At 66.4% G+C, this 22567-nt stretch carries 14 protein-coding genes; 8 read left to right on the top strand and 6 right to left on the bottom strand.

From position 1 onward, the window contains the following. Nucleotides 1-46 precede the first annotated feature (46 nt). From P12x_RS11615 to P12x_RS11600, 4 genes are all read left to right on the top strand, one after another. Nucleotides 47-1543: a TolC family protein gene (locus P12x_RS11615; RefSeq protein ID WP_435011031.1), complete on the top strand. Its 1497-nt coding sequence runs from the start codon at nucleotides 47-49 to the stop codon at nucleotides 1541-1543. Nucleotides 1544-1730: 187 nt separating this feature from the next. Next, nucleotides 1731-2675: a hypothetical protein gene (locus P12x_RS11610; RefSeq protein WP_435011030.1), complete on the top strand. Its 945-nt coding sequence runs from the start codon at nucleotides 1731-1733 to the stop codon at nucleotides 2673-2675. A gap of 273 nt (nucleotides 2676-2948) precedes the next feature. Beyond that, the gene (locus tag P12x_RS11605) at nucleotides 2949-6080 is read left to right on the top strand and encodes a PSD1 and planctomycete cytochrome C domain-containing protein (RefSeq protein WP_435011029.1); all 3132 of its coding nucleotides are present in this window, start codon (nucleotides 2949-2951) and stop codon (nucleotides 6078-6080) included. A 13-nt stretch (nucleotides 6081-6093) separates the two neighbouring features. After that, nucleotides 6094-7527: a DUF1501 domain-containing protein gene (locus P12x_RS11600; RefSeq protein ID WP_435011028.1), complete on the top strand. Its 1434-nt coding sequence runs from the start codon at nucleotides 6094-6096 to the stop codon at nucleotides 7525-7527. 60 nt (nucleotides 7528-7587) lie between these two features. Here P12x_RS11600 and P12x_RS11595 read toward each other — a convergent pair whose 3' ends face one another. The 3 genes from P12x_RS11595 to P12x_RS11585 form a co-directional block, all read right to left on the bottom strand. Beyond that, complete coding sequence (locus P12x_RS11595) at nucleotides 7588-8238, bottom strand: GntR family transcriptional regulator (protein ID WP_435011027.1); 651 nt, start codon at nucleotides 8236-8238, stop codon at nucleotides 7588-7590. Nucleotides 8239-8578: 340 nt separating this feature from the next. After that, entirely contained in the window at nucleotides 8579-9829 is a 1251-nt protein-coding gene (locus P12x_RS11590) for a tetratricopeptide repeat protein (protein WP_435011026.1), read from the bottom strand. A gap of 97 nt (nucleotides 9830-9926) precedes the next feature. After that, the gene (locus P12x_RS11585) at nucleotides 9927-10970 is read right to left on the bottom strand and encodes a DUF1559 domain-containing protein (protein ID WP_435011025.1); all 1044 of its coding nucleotides are present in this window, start codon (nucleotides 10968-10970) and stop codon (nucleotides 9927-9929) included. A 1197-nt stretch (nucleotides 10971-12167) separates the two neighbouring features. Here P12x_RS11585 and P12x_RS11580 point away from each other — a divergent pair. Continuing rightward, the gene (locus tag P12x_RS11580) at nucleotides 12168-13748 is read left to right on the top strand and encodes an FG-GAP repeat domain-containing protein (protein WP_435011024.1); all 1581 of its coding nucleotides are present in this window, start codon (nucleotides 12168-12170) and stop codon (nucleotides 13746-13748) included. Between the two features lie 19 nt (nucleotides 13749-13767). On the opposite strand, the gene P12x_RS11575 is transcribed toward P12x_RS11580, so the two are convergent. After that, entirely contained in the window at nucleotides 13768-14979 is a 1212-nt protein-coding gene (locus P12x_RS11575; protein ID WP_435011023.1) for a peptidoglycan-binding protein, read from the bottom strand. A gap of 176 nt (nucleotides 14980-15155) precedes the next feature. Between P12x_RS11575 and P12x_RS11570 the strand changes: the two genes are divergently transcribed. The 3 genes from P12x_RS11570 to P12x_RS11560 all read left to right on the top strand — a co-directional run bounded on the left by P12x_RS11570 (nucleotide 15156) and on the right by P12x_RS11560 (nucleotide 18843). After that, the gene (locus tag P12x_RS11570) at nucleotides 15156-16799 is read left to right on the top strand and encodes an alpha-keto acid decarboxylase family protein (RefSeq protein WP_435011022.1); all 1644 of its coding nucleotides are present in this window, start codon (nucleotides 15156-15158) and stop codon (nucleotides 16797-16799) included. A 36-nt stretch (nucleotides 16800-16835) separates the two neighbouring features. Next, nucleotides 16836-17756: a class I SAM-dependent methyltransferase gene (locus tag P12x_RS11565; RefSeq protein ID WP_435011021.1), complete on the top strand. Its 921-nt coding sequence runs from the start codon at nucleotides 16836-16838 to the stop codon at nucleotides 17754-17756. A gap of 172 nt (nucleotides 17757-17928) precedes the next feature. Further along, the gene (locus tag P12x_RS11560) at nucleotides 17929-18843 is read left to right on the top strand and encodes a hypothetical protein (RefSeq protein ID WP_435011020.1); all 915 of its coding nucleotides are present in this window, start codon (nucleotides 17929-17931) and stop codon (nucleotides 18841-18843) included. A gap of 20 nt (nucleotides 18844-18863) precedes the next feature. On the opposite strand, the gene argC is transcribed toward P12x_RS11560, so the two are convergent. Beyond that, nucleotides 18864-19889 carry an N-acetyl-gamma-glutamyl-phosphate reductase gene (argC, locus tag P12x_RS11555; RefSeq protein ID WP_435011019.1) on the bottom strand — a complete coding sequence of 342 codons (1026 nt, stop codon included), beginning with the start codon at nucleotides 19887-19889 and terminating at the stop codon, nucleotides 18864-18866. Continuing rightward, nucleotides 19886-22345: a hypothetical protein gene (locus P12x_RS11550; protein ID WP_435011018.1), complete on the bottom strand. Its 2460-nt coding sequence runs from the start codon at nucleotides 22343-22345 to the stop codon at nucleotides 19886-19888. Before P12x_RS11550 ends, argC begins: the two co-directional genes overlap by 4 nt. Nucleotides 22346-22567 lie beyond the last annotated feature (222 nt).

Here is a 22567-nt window from a genome sequence, read left to right as displayed (position 1 = left end):
GTTCGCGCCTCGATGACTCGGCCCTGGCGACCGCCATGGAGCGAGAATGATGGGTCGATGCAGGGCCGGATTGATCGGGGCGATCTGCGGCCTATCGGCTGTCGGTTGTGCCCTGCCGGCTCCTCGGCCGGAGTACCTGGAAGTCGTCCGGGAACTCCACTCGGCCACGCATCAGCCGGTCGGGACCGAGGCGATCACGCCGGGACCACCGCCGACTCCCCTCGAACTCCTCGGCGCCCGCCCGGTCGACGATTTCATCCGCCGGGCCCTGTCGGAGAACCGATCGGTCCAGGCGGCCCGGTTCAACGTCCTGGCGTTCCGCAGTCGGATCCCCCAGGTGACGGCCCTGGAAGACCCGATGGTCTCGAACACGATCTATCCGATCCCGAGCGTCGCTCCCCAGTATTCTTTGATGGGTTACAACCCGTACAACCTGATGCTCTCGCAGCAATTCCCGTGGTTCGGCACGCTGGGGCTCCGGGGACAGGCCGCCGAGAAGGAGGTCGAGGTCGCCCTGGCCGAGCTGGCCGCGGCCGAGCTGGAGGCCGTGGCCTCGGTGAAGCGGGCTTATCTGGACCTGTACTTCAACCAGCGGGCCGAGGCGATCCTGACCGAGAACCGGCGACTGGCCGGCGACTTCGTCATCATCGCCTCCGAACGATACAAGACCGGCGGGGTCGGCCAGCAAGACGTACTCCGGGCCGAGGTGGCGGTCGATGAACTCGACCGGGAGTTGATCCGGGTCCGCCAGGGGATGGTCTCGGCCCGGGCCGACCTGGCCCGGCAGCTCCACGTCGACCCCGACTCGGAGCTGAGGACCATGCCCGATCTGCCGCTGGAGGCGGTCCCGGACGAGCTGGACCGGCTCTATCGGCTGGCCACGGCCGCCCGGCCCGAACTGAAGGGGCGCCTGGCCGCCATCGCCCGCGACGAGAGAGCCGTCGAGCTGGCCCTCAAACGCTACAAGCCCAACGTGACGGTCGGACTCTCCTACATGGACATGGAGAAGACCAACGCCGCGACCCCGACCACCGCCAGCGGTGCCCCCAACGTCGGATTGTTCGTCGGCTTCAACTTGCCGATCTACCAGCAGAAGCTGGCCGCCGGAGTCTCCGAGGCCCAGGCCCGCACCGTGGCCGACGCCAAGCTCTACGAGGCCGAGCGCGACTCGACCTATCGCGAGATCAAGGACCTGATCACGCAAGCCAACTCCCATAAGTCGATCGCCGAGCTGTTCCGCTCCTCGATCCTCCCCAAGAGCCGGCAAGCCCTGGAGGCCTCCACCTCCGAGTACCGGGTGGGGAACGTCGATTATGTGAGCCTGATCACCGCCTGGCGCGAGGTCCTCCAGGTCGAGCTCCAACTGGCCCAGGTCGAGACCGAACTGGGCAAGGCCCTGGCATCGCTGGAGCGGGCCGTCGGCTGTCAGCTCAACGAGCATCCCCCGGCGACTCCCGCCGCAGGCTCGCCGGATCCCTCGGAAGTCATGCCGGTCCCCCCACCGGCCGAGTCACCCAGCCCGTTTCGCTCGGGGAGTTCCTGAGCCGGGATTCTGTAGGATCGGAGCCGGGCCCGCGTCGCTCGAACTCCCCTGACAAAATTACCCGTCCCGAGATCGGACCTTGCTCGGGAGCCCAGGATATGATACGAGTCCGTACCCTCTTGTTTTATCCCCCAAGGCTCCCCCCGGCCATTCCGATCCCGAACCCCCCCAGACCTGGAGGATTCTCATGGATGAGAACAAAACGGGAGACTCGCGGAAGCGTCGCGTCAGGGCCGTACCGCGGCTGGAATCCCTGGAAGGCCGACAGCTGATGGCGGCCAACGCCCAGGTCGGGATCAAGGAAGTCCTCAATCAGGGCGTCCTCGACCTGATCATCACCGGCACCAACAAGGCCGACGTGATCCAGATTTCCGATAATGGGACGAACCTGGCCGGGAATATCACGATCGCTCTCGGCGGCGGTCGGACGTATACCTCGACCGGGGCCGTCGGGATGATCGAGGTGCTCGGCAAGGGGGGCGTCGATCAGATCAATTACGACCTGACCGGTAATCTCCTGGCCGCCCGGACCGTGTTGGTCGACCTGGGAAGCGGCAATGATGCCTTCACCGCCAACTTGACCGGAGCCATCGCCACCGCGGACGGGCTCGACCTGGAAGCCTACGGCGGCACGGGCAACGACCGGATGACGATCAATCAGACCGGCTGGATGATGGCCGGGACCGTCCTGCCGTTCCTCGAAGGGGACTCGGGGAATGACACGCTGACGTACAACGGTTCGGGCGTCGTCGGCCCCGGCACGACGGTCCTGCCGGGCCTCTCCGGCGGCGCCGGCAACGACAAGATCCAATCCAAGTTCGCCGGGGTCATCGCCGGCAATTACATCTACAACCTCACGATTGACGGCGGGGCCGGCAATGATGTCATCTCGAACGACATCCGGGTGATGGCCGGCTCGCCCGGGACCGTCGGTACCGATGCCACCACGCCCGCGGTCGTCCTGGGCGGGGCGGGCAACGACAAGATCAGCTATTCCCTCGCGGTCGACCCCGGCGCCGCGCCGCTGGCGGTCAATGCCGTCGCGGTGGGCGGGGCCGGCAAGGATATCGTCCAGCACACCGGGAATGTCCTGGGCGACCCGTCGAACGAGAAGGATTCGCTCGTTTCTTGATGGATCTTCCCCGGAGGCTCGTCCTTTCGGACGCTTCCGGGGATTGGATCCCAGCTCTCGCGCGGTCGGTCCCGAGAATTCCCGCAGGAACCGCGGGCATCCGGCCGTCGAGAGCAGGCCCATTTGTTATCGATTCGCGACCGGTGTCGATCGGGAAATCGTTTGACGAAGGGGATCCACGTCCGTTAGTTTCGATAGTCGAGCCTGGTCTGCCCTCCCTCATCGCCGACGATTGAAGCCTACCCTGATCGACCCGCGAAGCACGAGGCCGCGATGCGCCGACCCCCCTCCAGCCGCTCGGCCGCCATCGGGCTGGCCGTCCTTGCGTCGATGGCCTTCGGGGGCCGGATCGCGAGGCCCGATGAGGTCGACTTCGCCCGCGATGTCCGGCCCATCCTCGAGGCGAAGTGCTTCGCCTGCCACGGGCCGAAGAAGCAGAAATCCGACCTGCGGCTCGATGATCGAGTCCGGGCGTTCCAGGGCGGATCCGAAGGGGCTGCGATCGTCCCGGGGAAGCCGGGGGAGAGCCCACTGGTCCTCCGTATCGCCTCGGCCGATCCCGAGGAGGTCATGCCTCCCGAGGGGGAAAGGCTGACCGGCGACCAGATCGCCCTGGTCCGGGCCTGGGTGGAGCAGGGGGCCCGCTGGCCCGAGGACGGCCAAACTCCGAAACCGACTCATTGGTCCTTCCAGGCCCCGATCCGGCCGGAACTCCCGGAGGTCCGCGACGGGTCCTGGCCCCGGAACCCGATCGACCGCTTCGTCCTGGCTCGCCTGGAATCCGAAGGGCTCAAACCCTCGGACGAGGCGGACCGGACCACCTTGATCCGCCGACTGAGCCTCGACCTGGTCGGCCTCCCGCCGACCCTCGCCGAGATCGATGCGTTCGTCGAGGACTCCTCGCCCGATGCCTACGAGAAGGTGGTCGACCGGCTCCTCGCCAGCCCCCACTACGGCGAGCGCTGGGGGAGGCACTGGCTCGACGCCGCCCGCTATGCCGACTCCGACGGGTTCGAGAAGGACAAGGCCCGCCACATCTGGTTCTATCGCGACTGGGTCATCGGTGCCCTCAATCGCGACCTCCCCTACGACCGGTTCATCATCGAACAACTGGCCGGCGACCTCCTCCCGGATCCGACGCAGGACCAGGTTGTTGCCACCGGATACTTGCGAAACTCGGTCATCAACGAGGAAGGGGGCATCGACCCCGAGCAGTTCCGGATGGAGGCGATGTTCGACCGGATGGAGGCCATCGGCAAGGGCGTCCTCGGCCTGACCGTCCAGTGTGCCCAGTGCCACACCCACAAGTTCGACCCGATCTCGCACGAGGAATATTACCGCCTCTTCGCCTTCCTCAACAGCGATGACGAACCCGCCCGGCTCGTCTACACGCCCGACGAGCAGGGAAAAGTCGCCGATGTCCGTCGATCCGTCCGCGAGATCGAGGAGGAGATCCGCCACGTCAATCCCGACTGGCGCGAGCGGATGGATCGCTGGGAAGACGAGCGAGCCCAGGCCCGCCGGCCCACGTGGACCGTCGTGCAGGCCCCGTTCGACCTGATCAGCGACGGCGGCCAGCGCTACCTCCCCCAGCCCGATGGGTCATTCCGCGCCGCCGGCTACGCCCCGACTCACCACACCGGCAAGATGACCGTCACGGTCGAGATGCCCAAGGTCACCGCGTTTCGGCTCGAATTGATGAACGATCCGAACCTTCCCGCCTACGGGCCGGGTCGTTCGCTCTGGGGGACCTGCGCCCTTACCGAATTCGAAGTCGAGTCCGGCTCGAAGGATCGCAAGAAGGTCAAGATGGCCCGGGCTTCGGCCGACTTCGAGGAATCCGAGACTCCGCTCGAAGCCTATTACGACGACCGGTCGGGCAAGAACCGGGTCGTCGGCCCGGTCGCTTACGCGATCGACGACAAGAACGAGACCGCCTGGGGGATCGACGCCGGGCCCGGTCGCCGGAACGTCGGCCACGAGGCCGTCTTCGTCGCCGAGGCGCCGGTCGAGGCGGTCGACGGCAAGATCGAGCTGACCTTCGGCCTGAAGCAGAATCACGGCGGCTGGAACTCCGACGACCTGATGACCAACAACCTCGGCCGGTTCCGGATCTCGGTCACGGACGATCCCGAGGCCGCCGCCGACCCTGTGCCCCCTCGGGTCCGCGAGGCCCTGGCCGTCCCCCGGGATCGCCGGTCGCCCGAACAGATCAACACGATCTTCTCCTACTGGCGGACGACCGTCCCCGGGTGGGATCTCCTGAATCAGCGGATCGAGGCTGCCTGGAAGGGTCATCCCGCCGGGGCGACCACCCTGGTCCTCCAGGCCAAGTCCGAGCCGAGGATGACCAGCATCCTCAAGCGAGGCGACTTCCTCAAGCCCGGCAAGCCGGTCGGCCCCGGCGTCCCCGCGTTCCTCCACCCGCTACCGCCCGGGGCCTCGCTCGACCGACTGACCTTCGCGAAGTGGCTGGTGGCCCGCGAGTCCCCCACGACCGCGCGTTCGTTCGTCAACCGGGCCTGGCAGGCCTACTTCGGGACCGGCCTGGTCTCGACCCCGGAAGACCTGGGCACGCAGTCCGAGCCCCCGAGTCACCCTGGTCTGCTCGACTGGCTGGCCGTCGAATTCATGGAGGACGGGTGGAAGGTCAAGGATCTTCATCGCCTGATCGTCAACTCGGCCACCTACCGGCAGTCCAGCAAGGCCACGCCGGAACTCCTGGCTGAGGACCCATATAATCGGCTCCTGGCCCGAGGGTCGAGGCTCCGGGTCGAGGGGGAGATCGTCCGCGACATTCAACTCGCCGCGAGCGGGCTCCTGAATCCGGCGATGGGCGGCCGGAGCCTGATGCCGCCCGCCCCGGCCTACCTGTTCCAGCCCCCGGCCAGTTATGCCCCGTTCCCCTGGATCGAGGAGCAAGGCCCGGATCGCTACCGGCGGGGGATCTACACTTTGCGGAGGCGGTCGACGCCCTACCCGATGCTGGCGACCTTCGACGTGCCCAACGGCAACACTTCGTGCGTCCGCCGGGATCGGTCGAACTCGCCACTCCAGGCGCTCATGACCTTGAATGAGCCGCTCGCCGTCGAGGCCGCGCGGGCGCTGGCTCGCCTGGCCCTGGCCGAGGGCGGCTCGACCGATGCCGATCGGATCGCCTACGCCTTCCGCCGATGCGTGGGCCGAGCCCCGGCCGAGGCCGAGTGCTCGATCCTGGTGAAACTCCTCGAAGAACAGCGCCGGCGCTTCGCCGAAGGCTGGGTCAACCCCTGGGCGATGGTCACCGGGGCGAATGCCGACCGTCCCGAGAACCTGCCCAAGGGGGCCAGCCCGACCCAGTGGGCCGCCTATACCGTCGTCGCCCGCGTGCTCCTGAATCTCGACGAGACGATCACGAAAGAATGAGCGGAGGACGCCCGTGGACCGATTCGAGCAGGCCCGAGAGATCGCCCGACGCGAGATCACCCGCCGTTGGTTCTTCCGCGATTGCGGGGTCGGCCTGGGCGCGGTCGCGCTCGGCTCGCTGATGGGCGAGAACCTGGCGAGGGGGGACTCTCCCTCGACCGATCCCCTGGCGCCGAAGGCCCCGCATTTTCCCGCGAAGGCCAAGCGGGTCATCTTCCTGTTCCAGGCCGGGGCCCCCAGCCATCTCGACCTGTTCGACGACAAGCCGGAACTCCGCAAGCATGACGGCTCGTTGCCCCCGGCCGAGCTGCTCAAAGGCTATCGGGCCGCGTTCATCAACCCCAGCTCGACCTTGCTGGCCCCCAAGTTCAAATTCTCGAAGCACGGCCAGTCCGGGGCCGAGCTGTCGGAACTCCTGCCGCATCTGGGCGAGGTCGTCGACGACATCGCGATCGTCAAGTCGATGGTCACGGATGCCTTCAATCACGCGCCCGCCCAGATCTTCATGAACACCGGCTCGCAGCAGTTCGGACGGCCGAGCATGGGCTCGTGGGCCACCTATGGCCTGGGGACCGAGGGGCGCGACCTACCCGGATTCGTGGTCTTCAGCACGGGCCAGAAGGGGACCAGCGGCGGAGCATCCAACTACGGATGCGGCTTCCTGCCCACGGTCCATCAAGGCGTCCCCTTCCGCGGGCAAGGCGACCCGGTCCTTTATCTCTCGAATCCCCCCGGGGTCGATGACGAGGTCCAGCGGGCCTCGATCGATGCCGTGGCCTCGCTGAACCGTCACCATCTCGGGGCCGTCGGCGATCCCGAGATTGCGACCCGGATCAATAATTTCGAGCTGGCCTACCGGATGCAGTCCTCGGCCCCCGACCTGATGGACCTCTCGGGCGAGACCCCCGAGACGATGGCGATGTATGGGGCCGAGCCCGGAAAGTCCTCGTATGCCAATGCCTGCCTGCTGGCCCGGAGGCTGGTCGAGCGCGGGACCCGGTTCGTCCAGGTCTTCCACGAGGCCTGGGACCACCACGGCGGCCTGACTCAGGGTCTCAAGGATCAGTGCGCCAAGACCGACCAGGCCAGCGCCGCGCTGGTGAAGGATCTGAAGCGTCGAGGCCTCCTCGAAGATACCCTGGTGATCTGGGGCGGCGAGTTCGGTCGGACTCCGATGGTCCAGGGGGGGAATGACGGCCGGGATCACCATCCCAACGCCTTCACGATGTGGATGGCCGGCGGCGGGATCAAGCCGGGGATCACCCTGGGCAAGACCGACGAACTGGGCTTCAACGCGGCCGAGGACGTGGTCCACGTCCACGACCTCCACGCCACGATCCTCCAACTCCTGGGATTCGACCACACCCGGCTGACCTACCGATTCCAGGGCCGGGACTTCCGGCTGACCGACGTCAGCGGCCAGGTCGTCACCAAGCTCCTGGCCTGACCGGGCCGCTTCCTTGGGGGGATTGGTCCCTGAGGCTCGGGGGCATTCCGGGTTCGTTGCTCAGTCGGGAGAACCGACCGGGATCGCTGAAACCGGACCCATGAACGACTCGGCATGTTCGCGGAGCAGCCGGCCGGCCGTGGTCCCTTCGCCGGCATCGAGGGCCTCGATAATCGGGTCGTGCGTGGCGGCGGATCGGAGGAGGTCGGGCTCGGTCCGGGTGAACAGGATCCGGACCCTCGTTTCGAATCCCAGCGATTCCCAGGTCTGGAGCAAGACCTGGTTTCCCGACGCCTCGACGATCCTTCGATGGAAGGCGACATTGAGCCGGGCGTAGCTTTCCAGATCACCGGCCAGTGAGGCCACCCGAAGCTCGGCCTGGATCGAGCGGAGTGCCTCGACATTCCCCTTGAGGACCCGTGCGGCGGCCTCGGCGGCGGCCTGCTCCAGGACGGCCCGGACGGCATAGGCCTCGGCCATTTCGCGCTGGTTAACCTCGCGGACCCTCGTCCCGCGATAGGGCTCGGATTCGACCAGTCGAAGAGTGGCCAACTCGCGTAGGGCCTCGCGAACCGGCGCCTGGCTCGTTTGAAATTCCTTCGCGATCTTCATCTCCACCAACCGCTCGCCCGGAGCCAGCTGACCGCTGATGATCCGCTCGGCCAGGATCCGGCGGATCCGGTCGCTCATGCAGTCGCGGTCGATGCCCATCGAACCCCTCCCGTCGCCCGACTATTCTATCGACTATCGATATTCTAGGAGATACATCAAGAAACATGATTCGAGGAGGATTCGTTCGGTGGGTGATTTATCGAAGGATCTGGCATTCCCAAGATCCCGTTCTGGCGGCCCCGAAGCGTTTCAAGCGGCCTGAGAGAGCCCATCCTGCCTCGAGACTTCGTCCTCCCTCATCGATGGGGGGCTGGATTTACTAGCCTCCCAGGGCGATCAATCGCGGCCGGGAGCGGACGGGATTTCGATCGCGGAGGTTGATCCGAGCATAACTCCCTCGCTTTCAACCCGATGACCGACCGGGGCAACCGGGGCCTGTTCAGTTCGTCCCGGAGAGGTTGGAGGCGTCGGTTTTGAGTGGAGCCGAGGAGAGACGCGCGAGGGCCTCCTGGGCTTGCACGCGCAAGGGGTCATCGGCGATGGCGAGCCGATACCAGGCTCTTGCCACGGGGAGATACCCTGCCGACTCGCATTCCGCAGCAAGCTGGCAGTAGAAAACCGCCTTGTCGGTATCCTTGTCTTTCAATTTGTAAAGTTGATCGCGGAGGCTCCGCTGTGCCGCGGCACGGCGGGCGTACGGCTCGGCCGCATCGCGGTCGCCGACGATTCTCAGGGCTTGCGCGAGCCCGTAAAGTGTTTCGCTGTGATTCGGCTCGGCTGCGTCGGAGATTCGGAAGAATTGCACGGCCGCCGGACCATCCAGGCGATTCAAGGCGGCCTGGCCTCGAAGTAGGGCGAGCTTGGCGTGATCGGCCGGTCCCCCGTCGAGGAGGGACGTGACCGCCTCCTGATTCCCTCGATCGAATTCGATCTCGGCCCGGCCGGCCCTGGCCTCGGGGTCGGAATCCGGCAAAGGGGCGAGGCACTCCATGGCCCGATCGAAGAGGCCGAGCCGTCGGTAGACCCTGGCGAGCCCGAGCCTCGACCAGCGGTCGTCGGGGTCGTTCTCGACGAAATGTTCCAGGGGGGCCTTCAGATCGGCGGGCTCTTCGACCTGTTCCTGATGGGCGATGCACCAGTTCTTGACCAGGTTGAAATCCAGCGGGCCCTGGGCGGCGAGCGCGGCGAATTGTTCGAGCATCTCCCGGCGTCGCCCCTGGACACCATATAAGTAGAGGAGCGATCGTCGGGCCTCCGCGATCTTGGGATCGAGCCGCAGGGCGAGGTGAAGGGCGTCTTCCATGGGGCGGGCGCGGAATCGGCCCAGCTCGGCCCGACTGGTCAGGAGCGCGACTCGGGCCGCCCATGGGCCATCGGGCGGGATCTTGGCGAGGTATTCGATGGCGGATTCGGGCCGGTTGAGGCTGGTCGCAACCAGGGCACGAAGCAGCCAGTCGTTGGCGGTCGGATCGGACAGGCGGCCGAGCATCGCCTCGGCCTCTTCCCAACGGCCTTGCTGTGCCGCCATGTTGGCCCTCTGTCTGAGGAGGGCAGGGTTCTCGCCGCTCGTGGACCAGAAGGCGATGCCCAGGGCCAGGAGGGTCAAGGCGGCCGCGAGCGAGGCTGCCAGGAACTTCGGCGATCGACCTCGATTCGCCGACTCCTGTGCGAGGCTACGATCCGCAGGCATGGGTCGGTCCGATCTGGGGCCAAAATTCAAAAGGAGGGGTCCCGACCTTGCGATCGGGACTCCCCCCACGAATTCTCGATCTCGAGCCGCTAACAACTCAGTAGGTGTCGGCGCTGATCGTCTCGCCACCATTCCGGGTGGACAGCTTCTGCAGCACGCCGATCTTGGACCCGGGGACGATGGTCAGGGCGGTGCCGCTGGAGGTCACACCCGCGGGACCGTAGTTGTATCCGCCGCCGGTGGGCGTGGCGGAGGTGACGGTCCAGGTGTCGATCGTCTCCTTGAGGAACCGGACCGAGCCATCGCAGAAGGCCACATTGGCACCGCCGGGGTGCAGGCTGGAGATGGCCTCGATGGTATTCGACCCGCTCAGGCCATTGGCCGTGTAAGGCAGCTTCTTCTGCGGATTGATCGGGAAGAAGGCGCTGCTGATGGTGTCGCCGTAGTTGCCCGAGGTCCACCAGTGCCAGCCCGACTGATCACCGTTGGTCGGGCTCATGATCTGGCGAGTGTGCTCATTGAACATGATCGTGTTGCTGGTTCCATCGGTGATCGACGCGATGGTGTTCGTCTGGTAGGCGGCGAAGACCCCTTGCTGATTCTGGGGCCCGGGGGAGTTGAACTGGCTGAAGAAGATCGGCCCGGCCATGCCGGAGTAGCTGGTGTAACGCATGGGCAGCGGGGAGAAATCGAGGAAGACATAACCCTGCTGCTGAGGGTCCTGGACGCCGGCGTCGGACGGGCACCACAGGACGCTCAACCCGGTCGAGTTGATCGTCGTGTTCACCCAGTCGTAGACATTGCAGTTGAAGTTCATCGCGTTGTAGAGCGCGCCCTGCTCGACATACTGACTGAGGGGAATCATGGGGCCGAAGTTGGTCCAGAGGCCTCCCGTGGGCTCCTTGCACGTCCTCTGGTTGAGGAGGCCCATCGGGAAGCAACTGTTGCTGCTCTCGTAGTTGTGGGCGGCCAGGGCGAGCTGCTTCAGATTGTTGGTGCACTGGGCGCGGCGGGCGGCCTCGCGGGCGGCCTGCACGGCCGGCAACAGGAGCGCGATGAGCACGGCGATGATGGCGATCACGACCAGTAGCTCGATCAACGTAAAGCCGCGGCGATGAGTCCGAAGAGGCAGATCATTCATGGGAAGACTCCTTCAAATCGATGAGGAAAAGGGCGGGCGAGGACGTCAATGCCGGGAATGCCCCTGGGCTAGAGGGATGAAAACTCGAGAACAGTCACGGCTTCGCGGGGGTTTCGGTAGGTGCGGGACGATTCTTGATCGATCGAACAGACCCATTGCCAGCCTTCGGTCCCTTCGGGACATCGGTCGAGACGGACGGGGGGACGTCGGTTGGCGGGGCGGGCGTCGAGTCACATCCCGCCAGGCCGACGACGAGAGTCGAGAATGCCGCCAGACTCACGAGCGCGATCTTGTTGTATACGGCGATCAATCGCTTTCCCCTCTAATATATGGATGGCATGAAGGATGAGACGTACAGGAACTGGAGCTTTCCGGACCTGCCTCGTTGCAAGGCAAAGGCGCACGAAAAGACAAATCCCGCAGCGGGAAAACGAAAAATTCGGATCAAACGAGCTGGATGGACCGTGATGGCGAGCGAGAGCAATGGCCCAGGGGTTGGGATTGCCCTTACGACTGTCGATTAAGTCTCATGAAAATCGGATTAGGAGAGAACCCGATTGTTCAAATCTCGAACCTGGCCAACTCAGACGATCGGATCAGGAGAGGATGCCGATGTCAGGGAAACCATTCGAGATCTCAGCGTGAGATGACGCGCTTTGTTGTTCGCGACGATGCATTCTGGCGACCGAAAATGGCCATGTCAATACGACTCTTTCAAAGTTGTCCGGAATTCAACAAAGTATCCCGGACCAGTGACACTTTCTTCGTCAACCATCCGACCGATGGGCCATCGACGCCCGTTGACCGGATCATCGCGGTTTGCTGAGATCGAGCGGAGGAACGGTCGGAAGTTGCTGATTCGCAACGATGTCCTTCGCTTCAAAGATGGGATCATCGGGGCGACTTTCGGGGCAGAGCCCGCCACTCTTTCTCGGGGATGCACGAATATCGGGGAGGGCGAATGGAATCAGCGGGATTGTCATCAAGGTGCGTCGGATTCCCGCGGCAACATGCGAGATGGCGTGCGTGCGGGGAGAATTAAAGCGGGGCGGAACGGGGCGTTTCGCGTCTTAGATTCGGCCAATCATGGACCAGGGCCTAAAACGAATTCTGCGATCGGACCGATCGTCGGGATGATCGGGGCGGGGTCGATCGGCAACCGAGGCGCAAGAGTCATCTCTGGAGGTTTTGAAGCCAATGAGACCCCGAAAATGGGCCGTGCCGGGATTTGCCGTCTCGATCCTCCCGCTGGCGGCGGCGGGACTCGGCTTGATCACCGGATGCGACAAGCCCGGACCTTCCACGACCCAACGGGTCGCGCCGGTTGTTCTCGAGAAATCGGCTGACCTGAAAGAGAGGATCGTCTCATTCTGCGGGGATTGTCATCCCTATCCCCCGCCGGATACCTTTCCCAAGGCCAACTGGGATGAGGAGGTCAGGCGAGGTTACTCGTTCTTTCGCAAGTCCGACCGGAAACTCGACCCGCCTCCGGTCGAGGACGTGATCGCATATTATCAGGCGGCGGCCCCCGACCGACTGCCGATCATCGAGCCCACGCCGGAAGGCCCGGGGCTTTCGCGGCCGCTCGGCCGGAGCGAGGTCGCCGGGCCTCGCCCCGACGAGCTGCCCGCGATCTCGCATGTGTCGATCGTCCGGCTGATCGACCCGGATCGTCCCGATCTCCTGGCGTGCGACATGGCCAGTGGGGAGTTGCTGATCCACAAAGGCGGCCAGCTCGATGCACCGGCGACGGTGCTCGCAACGGACCTGACGCATCCGGCGCATGCCGAGGTGACGGACCTGGATAACGACGGCCGCAAGGATATCCTGGTCGCCGACCTCGGGGCCCCGATCCCCTCCGATGAACGCCTGGGTCGGGTCCTCTGGCTCAAGGGGCGGGAGGATGGGACCTACGAGACGCGTGTGATCCTCTCGCACCTGGGGCGAGTCTGCGACGTGCAAGCCGCGGATTTCGACGGCGATGGCGACCTCGACCTCGTCGTGGCCGTCTTCGGCTGGCACGTGGCCGGCGAGATCCTCCTCCTGGAACAGCGACGGACGACCGATGGCTCGGTCGAGTTCGTCCGGAAGGTCCTGGACCCTCGCCACGGGACCCTCCAGGTCCCCATCGTCGACCTGAACCAGGACGGTCGGCCCGACTTCGTGGCGCTGATCGCGCAAGAGTTCGAGACCGTGGTCGCCTTCCTGAACGAGGGGGACGGGAAGTTCGCCAGGACACCGCTCTTCTCCGGCCCTCATCCGGCCTTCGGTAGCAGCGGGATTCAGATGATCGACATGGATGGCGACGGCGACCTCGACGTCGTGATCTCGAATGGAGACGTGTACGAATCTCCCTTGATCAAGCCGTATCATGGCGTATCCTGGCTCGAGAATCAGGGGCTCGATCATCCCTTCGAACGGCACCCGATCGACGACGTCTACGGCGCCCACCGGGCGATCGCCGGGGACCTCGACGGCGACGGCGACCTCGACGTCGTGGCGAGCAGCTTCCTGGGGGAGCCCTTCTACGGCGAGGCTCGCAAGGCCGCCGGGGCCGATGCCGTGATCCTTTTCGAACGGACTGGGGCGAATGAGTTCCGACGCCACGCGCTCGAACGCGTGACGTGTGACTATCCGTCGGTCGCGCTGGGCGATGTCGACGGAGACGGCAAGATCGACATCGTGGCGGGCCGGTTCCTCAACTTCCGATTCGCCACGGGGACGACTCCCCCGGTCTCGGGCGACCGGCCCATCGCTCCCCTGGTGATCTGGAAATGAAGCCCGGGAGTGGCCGGGATCATTTCTGTCTTCGCTGCCGCCAGGCCCATCGAAAGAGGTTCCGGGCGTCGACGTATCGTGCGTTGGAGGTGGGGGCGCCCAGGATGACGACGATCAGCCGATCGCCGCCATTCTGGCCGATGGCGACCAGGCAGGCCCCGGCGCCGGTGGTGGTCCCGGTCTTGACCCCTTCGTAACCTTCGAAGCCCAGGAGATCGTTGGTGTTCTTCCAGACGACGTTCCGGGAGGCACCGGAGGCGTCGACCAGCGAGGCCCCGCGCCGGGTCGTGCCGACGACCTTTGCGAAGGTCGGATCGGCCATGGCGACGTGGGCCAGCCTGGCGAGGTCGCGTGGGCTGGCCTGGTGCCCCGGGGCGGGGAGGCCGTGGGGGTTGGCGAAATGCGTCTCGCGGAGGCCAAGTTCGTCGGCCACTCGGTTCATCTCGGCGACGAATCGGGCGGTCGGTTTGGCGTCGGTCTCCTCTTCGGGAGGGTCGAGCCGGGCCCCGAAATACTCGGCGAAGGCTTCCGCCGCGTCGTTGCCCGAGGGCAGGAGCAGGCCGTAGAGCAACTCCCGGACGGAGACCTTCTCGCCGGCCTTGACGCCAGCCGTGGAACCGGGGGTCCGGTCGGCCCGCTCGGAGAACGTGAGGGTCTCGTCCAGGACCGAGGGGTTGGTCGAGGCCAGCCGGAGGACCACCAGCGCGGTCATGATCTTGGTCGTGCTGGCCATCTCGCGGGGCTTGTCCTCGGAAGAGCCCCAGAGGATCTCGCTCGTCTTCCCGTCGACGATCACCCAGGCGGGGGCGTTGGTGAAGGGCGGGCCGTCGGGCGAGTCGGCCGGCTTCTTGGAGACCGGCTGGGCGTTGACTATCTCGGGAGCAGGGGGGGGCGGCTCGGGGCCGGGGTCGGCGCCGAGTGCCCGGAGGGTCGCGGGATCGGCAAGACCGGTCGGTTCGAGGCGATTGGACCGCTGGAATCGGAGGAGTGCCGCCCGGGTGGCGTCGCCGAAATCGCCGTCGACGCTCAGTTCGGGCGAGGGGGAAAGTCGGGCGTTGAGCCGTCGCTGGAGTCCCTCGACCGCCGGGCCGAGGTCGCCGGGCTTGAGCGTGGCCGTGGCCTCGGCCGGCTTCGGGTCCTGGGCGTTTGCTGACGTTGGGCAACATCCAGCCAGCACGGCCCCGAGGAGTGCGAGACGGAGGCCTGGCCATTCGGGAAAGATCTGGAACATCCGGGGGACTCGGCGGGGTCGATGGCGGTCGGGGACGGTCAAGGAGGCCTCCATGGTGGCCGATTTCCGGGCCATCGGCAACGGGTTGACCGGGCGAATCGCGGGCCTCACTCTGGGCCTCGCGGGCCGGGTCGGCTAGAGTCGTTGGCGGGCGGACAGGCCCTGGAGAATCCTCGATGAAGCTTGCCGAGTATCTGTTCACGCGGCTTTCCGAGCTTGGGGTGGAGCACACCTTCGGCATCCCGGGCGACTTCGTCCTGCCGGTTTACGCGGTCCAGGACGCCTTCGGGATGTCCACGGTCGTCTGCGCCCACGAGCCGGGCGTCGGGTTCGCGGCCGACGCTTATGCCAGGATCCGGGGGCTCGGGGTCGGCCTGGTGACCTACGGGGCAGGGGCCTTGAACCTGCTCAATCCGGTGGCCTGTGCTTATGCCGAGCAGTCGCCCCTGCTGATCGTCAGCGGCGGACCCGAGGTGGCGATGCGCCGACCGGACGTCTACCTGCACCATGTCGTCAAGAGCTTCGAGAGTCAGTTGAACATCTTCCGGGAAGTGACGGTCGACGCCGCGATCCTCGACGACGTGGCCGAGGCCCCTTCGACGATCGATCGGGTCCTCCGGAACGTGGTCGGGCTGAAACGGCCGGGCTACCTGGAGATCCCCCGCGATCGGGTCTCGTCCGAGGTCCCCGCGCCCACCGGCCCGATCGCCCCGGACCCCCTGGCCCCGGTGGTCCATGAGGCGGCCCTGGCCGAGGCCCTGGACGAGATCCGGGCGATGCTGGCGAAGGCCCGCCGGCCGGCGCTTTATGTCGGCGTGGGAGTCCGCCGCCACGGCCTGACGGCGCAGGTGGTCCAACTCGCCGAGCGGCTCCGACTGCCGGTGGCGACCGACGTCCTGGGCAAGGCGTCGTTCCCCGAGAGCCACCCCCAGTTCGCCGGGGTCTACATGGGAGCCCTCGGCGATCAGCGGGCTCGGGCCTTGCTCGATGGCTCCGACTGCGTGATCAGCCTGGGGGTCCTCCGGTTCGATACCAACACGGGATTCTGGACCGACCGGATCGACCCGGTCGCCCTGATCGCCGCCGAGCCCGACTTACTCCGAATTCGCCACCACCGATATGATCGCGTGCCGATCGACCGGGTCGTCGGAGCGCTAGCGAGCTTCGATCCGGTCGCCGATCGCCCCATTCCCCGGTTCGATCCCGTGCCCGTCGAGATCTCGACGAGGTCCGAGGATGGCCCGGGGCTCAAGGTGGCCGGGGTGATCGCCGGGCTCCTCGGGCTCGATCAGTCGAAATACAGCTTCGTGGCCGACGTGGGCGATTCCTGGTTCATCGGCCTGGAGCTGCGGGCCGACGTCTTCCTGGCCCCGGGTTATTATGCGTCGATGGGTTTCGGCGTGCCGGGAGCCCTGGGGGCGGGCATGGCCGACCCGACCCGTCGACCGTTCGCCCTGGTGGGGGACGGGGCTTTCCAGATGACCGGGACCGAACTCTCGACGATGTTCGATCAGAAGCTCCGGCCGATCGTCTTGCTCCTGAATAATAGCTCTTACGCGATGCTGGAGGCCGTCGATGCCCCACGGAACTACTTCGATCGACGACCCTGGGATTACCCGGCGATGGCCCGAGCCCTGGGCTTCCGCGCCGAGCGGGCCTCGACCGGCTCGGAATTCCTGGAGGCGCTGGGCCGGGCCGAGGCTTCCGAGGAGCCTTATCTGATCGAGGCGATCGTCGCCAAGGACGACCTCTCGCCATTCCTCTCCCGAATCAAGGCACACCTGGCCGAGGTCAAGCGATCGGCAGTCGCCCTCGGCTGAGCCCTGCCTGATAACACAGGAAATTCCCACCGGATCATGCCCAGCATCCCCCCGCCAATCAAGCGAGCCGTCCTCCCCCTCTGGAATGCCGGGCATCGGCTCGCCTGGAGGGCGGGGGAGTATCTCGAAGCGTTCCAGGCCCGGCGGTTCGATCGCTGCGCGGCCTGCGGTCGGCTCGGGCTAATGCTCTATCGTCGATGGGTGATCCCGCCCGAGCTGGAACGGCGCTGGGGCCTCTCGGAGCGGCTGGCCGAGGCCTTCGCCCGCAAGGAGACCTTCCAGTGCGCCTCCTGCGGTGCGAACCTTAGAGCCCGTCGGCTGGCCCGAGCCCTGCTCGACGAGTTTTCGACGGGAGACGCTCCGGCCCGATCCATAGCCGAGTGGGTCTGCCAGCCCACGGCCCGTTCGCTCCGGGTCGCGGAGATCAACCGGATCGACGGATTGCATGAGCCATTGTCGAAGTTGCCGGGCCTCGCCTATTCCGAATACCTCGACGACGAGGGCCAGTCCGCCGGGACCGGAGACCCCCGCCATGAAGACCTGACCCGGCTCACCTATCCCGACGCTTCATTCGACCTGATCCTGACCTCCGAGACCCTGGAACACGTGCCCGACCTCGCGGGCGCCCTCGGCGAGATCCGGCGGGTCCTCGCCCCCGGGGGCCGCCACCTCTTCACCGTTCCGCTCCTGCCGGGAGTCCCGGAGACCTTCGCCCGAGCCGTGCTCCGTCCCGACGGCACCGTCGAGCATCGGGCGACCCCCATCTCGCACCCGGCCGGAGATTTCGGCTATCCCGTCTTCACCGAGTTCGGGGCCGACCTCCCGGAGATCCTCCGTCGGGCCGGATTAGAAGTCGAGGTCCGCTTCGGCCCGACCACCGAAGACGATCTGGCTCAGGTGTTCATTTGCAGGAGGTCGTCGGAATCGATGGCCGAATCGCTATCGTCTCCGTTCTGATCATCTCACGTTCGACGCTCGGGATGGCCGGTTTTGGTCGGGTGGACTTGCGTCGGCGGAAGAGAATCGCGGCCTAATCGGTGTCGATTGCTTTACACGGCCCAAGGCATGCGAGAGATTGATGTTCTTGTGTGAATCGGGTGTGATTCTCCAGGCGACGGGGGAAAAAGCAATGGCGAAGCGGATCAAGACTTCGGACCTCTCGTATGAGCAGGTGCAAGATCTCAAGGCGACGCTCTGGTCGGGGCCACGGGTCTCATTTGCGGAAGGGCCGAGCCCGCTCGCGGCGGGACCAGAAGGCGGAGTTGCCTTCGCAGCGGCGGCGGCGAGCGCAGTCTCCGGGCCGACAATCCTGGCCGAGGGTGACTCCTGGTTCGACTACCCACCCGGCCTCGACCTGCTGGACCAGCTCAAGCTCCAGTACCGATACGATATCGTCAGCCTGGCCAAGGCCGGCGACACGATCGAGAATATGGGCTTTGGGACTCAATACGACCGCAATTTCGGGCGAACTGACCCGTCGATCAATGTTCTCATCGCGCAGGTGGGTCGGATTCGCCCCCGGGTCATCCTGCTCTCGGGAGGCGGGAACGACGTGGCGGGCGAGGAATTCGCCGGGTTTCTGAACCACGCCGACTCGGGCCTACCACCACTTCGCATGGCCTATGTCGACGAGGTGATCCAGGGCGTCATCCGGAGGGCCTTCGAGCGGATCGCGGCCGAGATCTGGAAGATCGATTCGGGGATCGCGATCGTCGCCCACGGATATGGCTACCCGATCCCGGACGGCCGCGCCGTGTTCAATTTTCCGTTCGGGTACCGCTTCCTGGGCCCCTGGCTCCGCCCGGCCCTGGTCTCCAAGAACATCACCAAGGTCTCCGACGGCAAGGAGATTCTGAAGACGGTTATTGATAAGTTTAACGACATGATCGCCGGGCTCCAGTCGTCGCTGGGTGGCCCGTTCCATCATGTTGACTTCCGGAAAACCGTCAGGCCGGGCGACTGGGTGAACGAACTCCACATCGACAACGAGACTTCCGCCCGCTGCGCCGAAAAGATCCACCAGGTCATCAAGCCCTTGGTCTGAACGGGGCGAGTTTGGGTCCATCAGATCAATCCCGTCGTCTCCGGATGCCCGTGCATCAGGTTGAAGTTCTGGACGGCGACCCCGGCGGCCCCCTTGACCAGGTTGTCGAGGCAGGCCAGGATCACGACCTTCCCCCGGACGACGCGTACCGTGATGTCGATGAAATTGGAGAAGGCCGTGTCCTTGGTGCCGGGCGGGTGGCCGACGATCCGGACGAACGGGCTCTCGGCGTAGAAGGCCTTGTAGAGGTCGGCCAACTCGTGCTCGGCGACGGCCCCCTTGGGGGTGGCGTAGATCGTGGCGTGGATGCCCCGGTCGATCGGGGCGAGGTGGGGCGTGAAGATCACCTCGACCGGGTCGGGGGATGAGGATCGGCCGATGTCGGTGAGGACCTGGTCGATCTCGGGCGTGTGGCGATGCCGACCGACGTTGTAGGCCACGAGATTCTCGTTGGCCTCGGGGAAGTGGAAGGCGGCCTTGGGGGTCCGACCGGCCCCCGAGATCCCGCTGTAGGCGTCGACGATGATCCCGCTCCGCTCGATCCGGTCCTCGGCCACCAGGGGGGCCAGGGCCAGGATCGCGGTCGAGGTGTAGCAGCCGGGGTTGGCGATCAGGTCGGCCCGGGGGATGGCCGATCGGTAGAGCTCGGGCAGTCCGTAAACGGCGGCGGCCAGCCCTTCGGGGTCGGTGTGGTCGTGGCCGTACCAATCGGCATAGGTGGCGGCGTCCTTCAGTCGGTAATCGGCACTCAGGTCGATCACGCGGACGCCTCGGGCCCGGAGCGAAGGTGTCGCGGCCAGGCTGGCGGTGTGTGGCAGGCCCAGGAACGCGACCGAGGCGGCCTCGGCCACCCGGTCGGCGTCGAAGGGGACGCAGTCCAGCGCGATCCGACCCCGGAGGCTCGGGTGGAGGTCGGCCACGCTCGGCGACTCGTCGGAGCGCGAGGTGGCCATCGCGATCTTCGCGCCGGGGTGATTGAGCAGGATCCGCATCAGCTCGCGAGAGCCGTAGCCCGACGCCCCCACGATTGCCACGTTGGTCTTCATTCGTTGATGTCCTTCGGGATCGGGGGAGTTCTCGACCGTATATAACCCAGGAGCCAGACGCTCCACGCGATCGACGAGACCGTCAGGCCGAGCCACGCGGCGCGGCCGGGATAATCCAGATGCAGGGTCCATCGTCCGGGTTCGGGGACCTTCACCCCTTGCCAGCCTCCCAGGACCCGGACCACCTTCGCCGGGCGATCGCCCGAGGGGCCCGACCAACGGGCTCGCCACTCCGGGTCGAACGTCCGCGAGAGGACCACCGTGGCCGGTCCCGGGGCGGCCACGCGGACCTCGACCTCCGCCCGCTCCGGGACGTCCGACCGGAGTGGCAGGGGGCTCGCCGTCCGGAGGGCGGCCAGGATCGGCCCGGGGTCGGTCATCCCATTGGCGGTTTCCAGGCCAGTCGCACCGACCAGCCAGGCCTGATGCGGTTCGGAAGGGGCGGGGGCGACCGAGAAGTCGCGGAGCTTGACGGCCGAGGCGAGATCGACACCATAGAGCCAGCCCGCCAGCGCAGGGTCCTTGATGATCTGGGCGTCGGGAACCCATTCGTCGAGGGCTCGGGGCGAGAATCCTCGGGTCTCCGCCGGTCCGAGGACGCGTAAGCTTGCCCCGACGGCCCGGAAGGCGGCCGGTCCTTCGGGGTGGGCCGACCGATGCTCGGCCAGCCGGAGGAGCCCGCCGGGCGAGGGGAGGTCGAGCGTCCGATAGGCCGAGACGGGGGCGGCTCCCGCGACCATGAACAGGTTCTGGGCCGAGTCGAGCGTGCGGGTCCCTCGGGGCTCGCGGGCCAGCCGGGCGAGGACCGGGCTCTGCTCGACCAGCGGGCGGGCCGGTCCGAGGTCGAAGGGCCGGTGACGGGCCATCAGCAACGCGTCGGCGAGTGTCAGTGTCACCAATGCGGCCGCGAAGGCCCGAGGGCGACGGGCCAGTGCCGAGGCGGCCAGGAGCCCCGCGATCAGGAGGCCCGACTCGCCCAGTTCCCGGCGATAAATCGCGGAACGCGTCCCGGCCAGGGTCGGACCGGGGGGCGGGGCCGGTTTGCCGTCGAGCCTCGCCAGCGACGACTGTACCCGGAAGTCGTTCTGGGGCAGATAGGCGTCGGCCATCACCTCGCGGAAGGTCCGTTCGCGAGGCTCGCCGGCCCAGGGGAGCGATTGAAGTCCCAACTCGAAACAGGGGGCCACCGATGGCAAGCCGGTCTTTCGCGATCCGACCAGGGCCAGCTCGAAGCCCAGGATCACCAGGGCCACGGCCAGGACTGACAGCCCGGCGAATCGGACCGCCGATCGTCCCGGTCGGGGCCAGGCCGGGATCCGGTCGAAACCCTGGCCCGCCAGGATCGCCAGCGCGAGGGCCGTCCCCAGGCCCCATCGGGCAGGGGCCCGGAAGAACGAGAAGCCGGGCAGGCGGATCAGGCCCTCGAACCCCGGGACGTACGGCCCGAGGCTCAGCAGGCAAGTCACGGCGGCCGCCGCCAGGATTGCCCGGGTCGATGGCTCTCGCCAGCCTCGACGGATGGCCCCCAGGGCGAGGAACAGGGGGATCAGGCCGACGTAGGCCAGGTGTTCCTCGGGCGAGGTGTGGAAGGTGTCCCAGGCCACGGGTCGCCAGAGCGGCGATCGGTGAAAGAGCCCCGGCGCGAGGTAGCTGACCAGGTGGATCGGCGTGGCGGCGAAGCCGGACAGGTACTCGAAATCCCGATCCGTGTCGGAGAGCCGGGCCAGCTGGGACGTCGGCCAGAGTTGCATGCCCGCCAGCGGGATCATCCCGGCCAGGGCCAGGGCTACCGCGATCGAGCCCCGGATCGCCCGCCGCCCCGAGGACAGGGCCAACACCAGGGCCCCGACCTCGGTGATGAAGGCGATCTGGAAGTGGCCCGGCAAGACCTGGATCGTCAGGACCGCTGCCAGGAGCCAGGGAGTTCGAGGCGACCCTTCGCCCCGAGCGACCAGCCAGGCCAGGCCCCAGGCCCAGGGCATCCAGCTCCCCACGGTGTAGGCCCACTGGTGGGGGAGGTGGATCAGGGCCATCCCGCAAGTGGCAAAAACGAACCCAACCAGGGCCGAACCAACTTCGGAGACACCCATGACGCGGGCCATCCAGCGAGCCCCGAGCGCCCCCCAGAGGGTGTGTAGGACCAGGCTCAGCGTGTAGGCGACCTCGGTCGCGAAGCATCCATAAAGCAATAAGTGGGGCGGGTAATAAACACCCATCTGGCTCTCGGCCAGCCCGGGGAAGCCGAAGCCCCAGAGGTCGTTCCAGAGCGGGAGCCGACCGGCCAGGATCGACGACCGGAGGAACGCCATCAGGCCCATCGAGAACTGGGTGGCGTCCCCGCCGACCGGCATCGCGCCGCCCAGCCCGATCGGCCAGAGCCAGGCCAGGACCCCGGCGAGCATCAACCCGAGGGGACCGAACCGACCCCAACGCCCGACGCTCTCCGAGTCCGACACGTCTACATCCTTCCCATTATCGGCCGAATGAGGTCGGACCTGGAGGAAATTTCTACAATCGCCGACCAGTCAAATCTTCGCCGATTGACAAGCGGCCAATCAGCCTTCTTCCAATTCTCGTCGAGAAAGTTAGGCCCTGAATCGGCTTAAGGCGGCTTCGACAGCCCCGGCCGCAGTTCTGGCACGGAGTATGCTTACTCATTCCCTCGTCCGGCAAGGCGC

The organism is Tundrisphaera lichenicola, assembly GCF_051175385.1.
Taxonomy (GTDB): Bacteria; Planctomycetota; Planctomycetia; order Isosphaerales; family Isosphaeraceae; genus Tundrisphaera; species Tundrisphaera lichenicola.
This window is presented reverse-complemented; position numbering and strand designations above follow the sequence as displayed.

What these genes read in the sequence shown, in the direction of transcription:
- P12x_RS11615 (WP_435011031.1), top strand. Translation starts at nt 47, where the DNA reads ATGATGGGTCGATGCAGGGCCGGATTGATCGGGGCGATCTGCGGCCTA.
- P12x_RS11610 (WP_435011030.1), top strand. Translation starts at nt 1,731, where the DNA reads ATGGATGAGAACAAAACGGGAGACTCGCGGAAGCGTCGCGTCAGGGCC.
- P12x_RS11605 (WP_435011029.1), top strand. Translation starts at nt 2,949, where the DNA reads ATGCGCCGACCCCCCTCCAGCCGCTCGGCCGCCATCGGGCTGGCCGTC.
- P12x_RS11595 (WP_435011027.1), bottom strand. Translation starts at nt 8,238, where the DNA reads ATGGGCATCGACCGCGACTGCATGAGCGACCGGATCCGCCGGATCCTG.
- P12x_RS11590 (WP_435011026.1), bottom strand. Translation starts at nt 9,829, where the DNA reads ATGCCTGCGGATCGTAGCCTCGCACAGGAGTCGGCGAATCGAGGTCGA.
- P12x_RS11585 (WP_435011025.1), bottom strand. Translation starts at nt 10,970, where the DNA reads ATGAATGATCTGCCTCTTCGGACTCATCGCCGCGGCTTTACGTTGATC.
- P12x_RS11580 (WP_435011024.1), top strand. Translation starts at nt 12,168, where the DNA reads ATGAGACCCCGAAAATGGGCCGTGCCGGGATTTGCCGTCTCGATCCTC.
- P12x_RS11575 (WP_435011023.1), bottom strand. Translation starts at nt 14,979, where the DNA reads ATGTTCCAGATCTTTCCCGAATGGCCAGGCCTCCGTCTCGCACTCCTC.
- P12x_RS11570 (WP_435011022.1), top strand. Translation starts at nt 15,156, where the DNA reads ATGAAGCTTGCCGAGTATCTGTTCACGCGGCTTTCCGAGCTTGGGGTG.
- P12x_RS11565 (WP_435011021.1), top strand. Translation starts at nt 16,836, where the DNA reads ATGCCCAGCATCCCCCCGCCAATCAAGCGAGCCGTCCTCCCCCTCTGG.
- P12x_RS11560 (WP_435011020.1), top strand. Translation starts at nt 17,929, where the DNA reads ATGGCGAAGCGGATCAAGACTTCGGACCTCTCGTATGAGCAGGTGCAA.
- argC (WP_435011019.1), bottom strand. Translation starts at nt 19,889, where the DNA reads ATGAAGACCAACGTGGCAATCGTGGGGGCGTCGGGCTACGGCTCTCGC.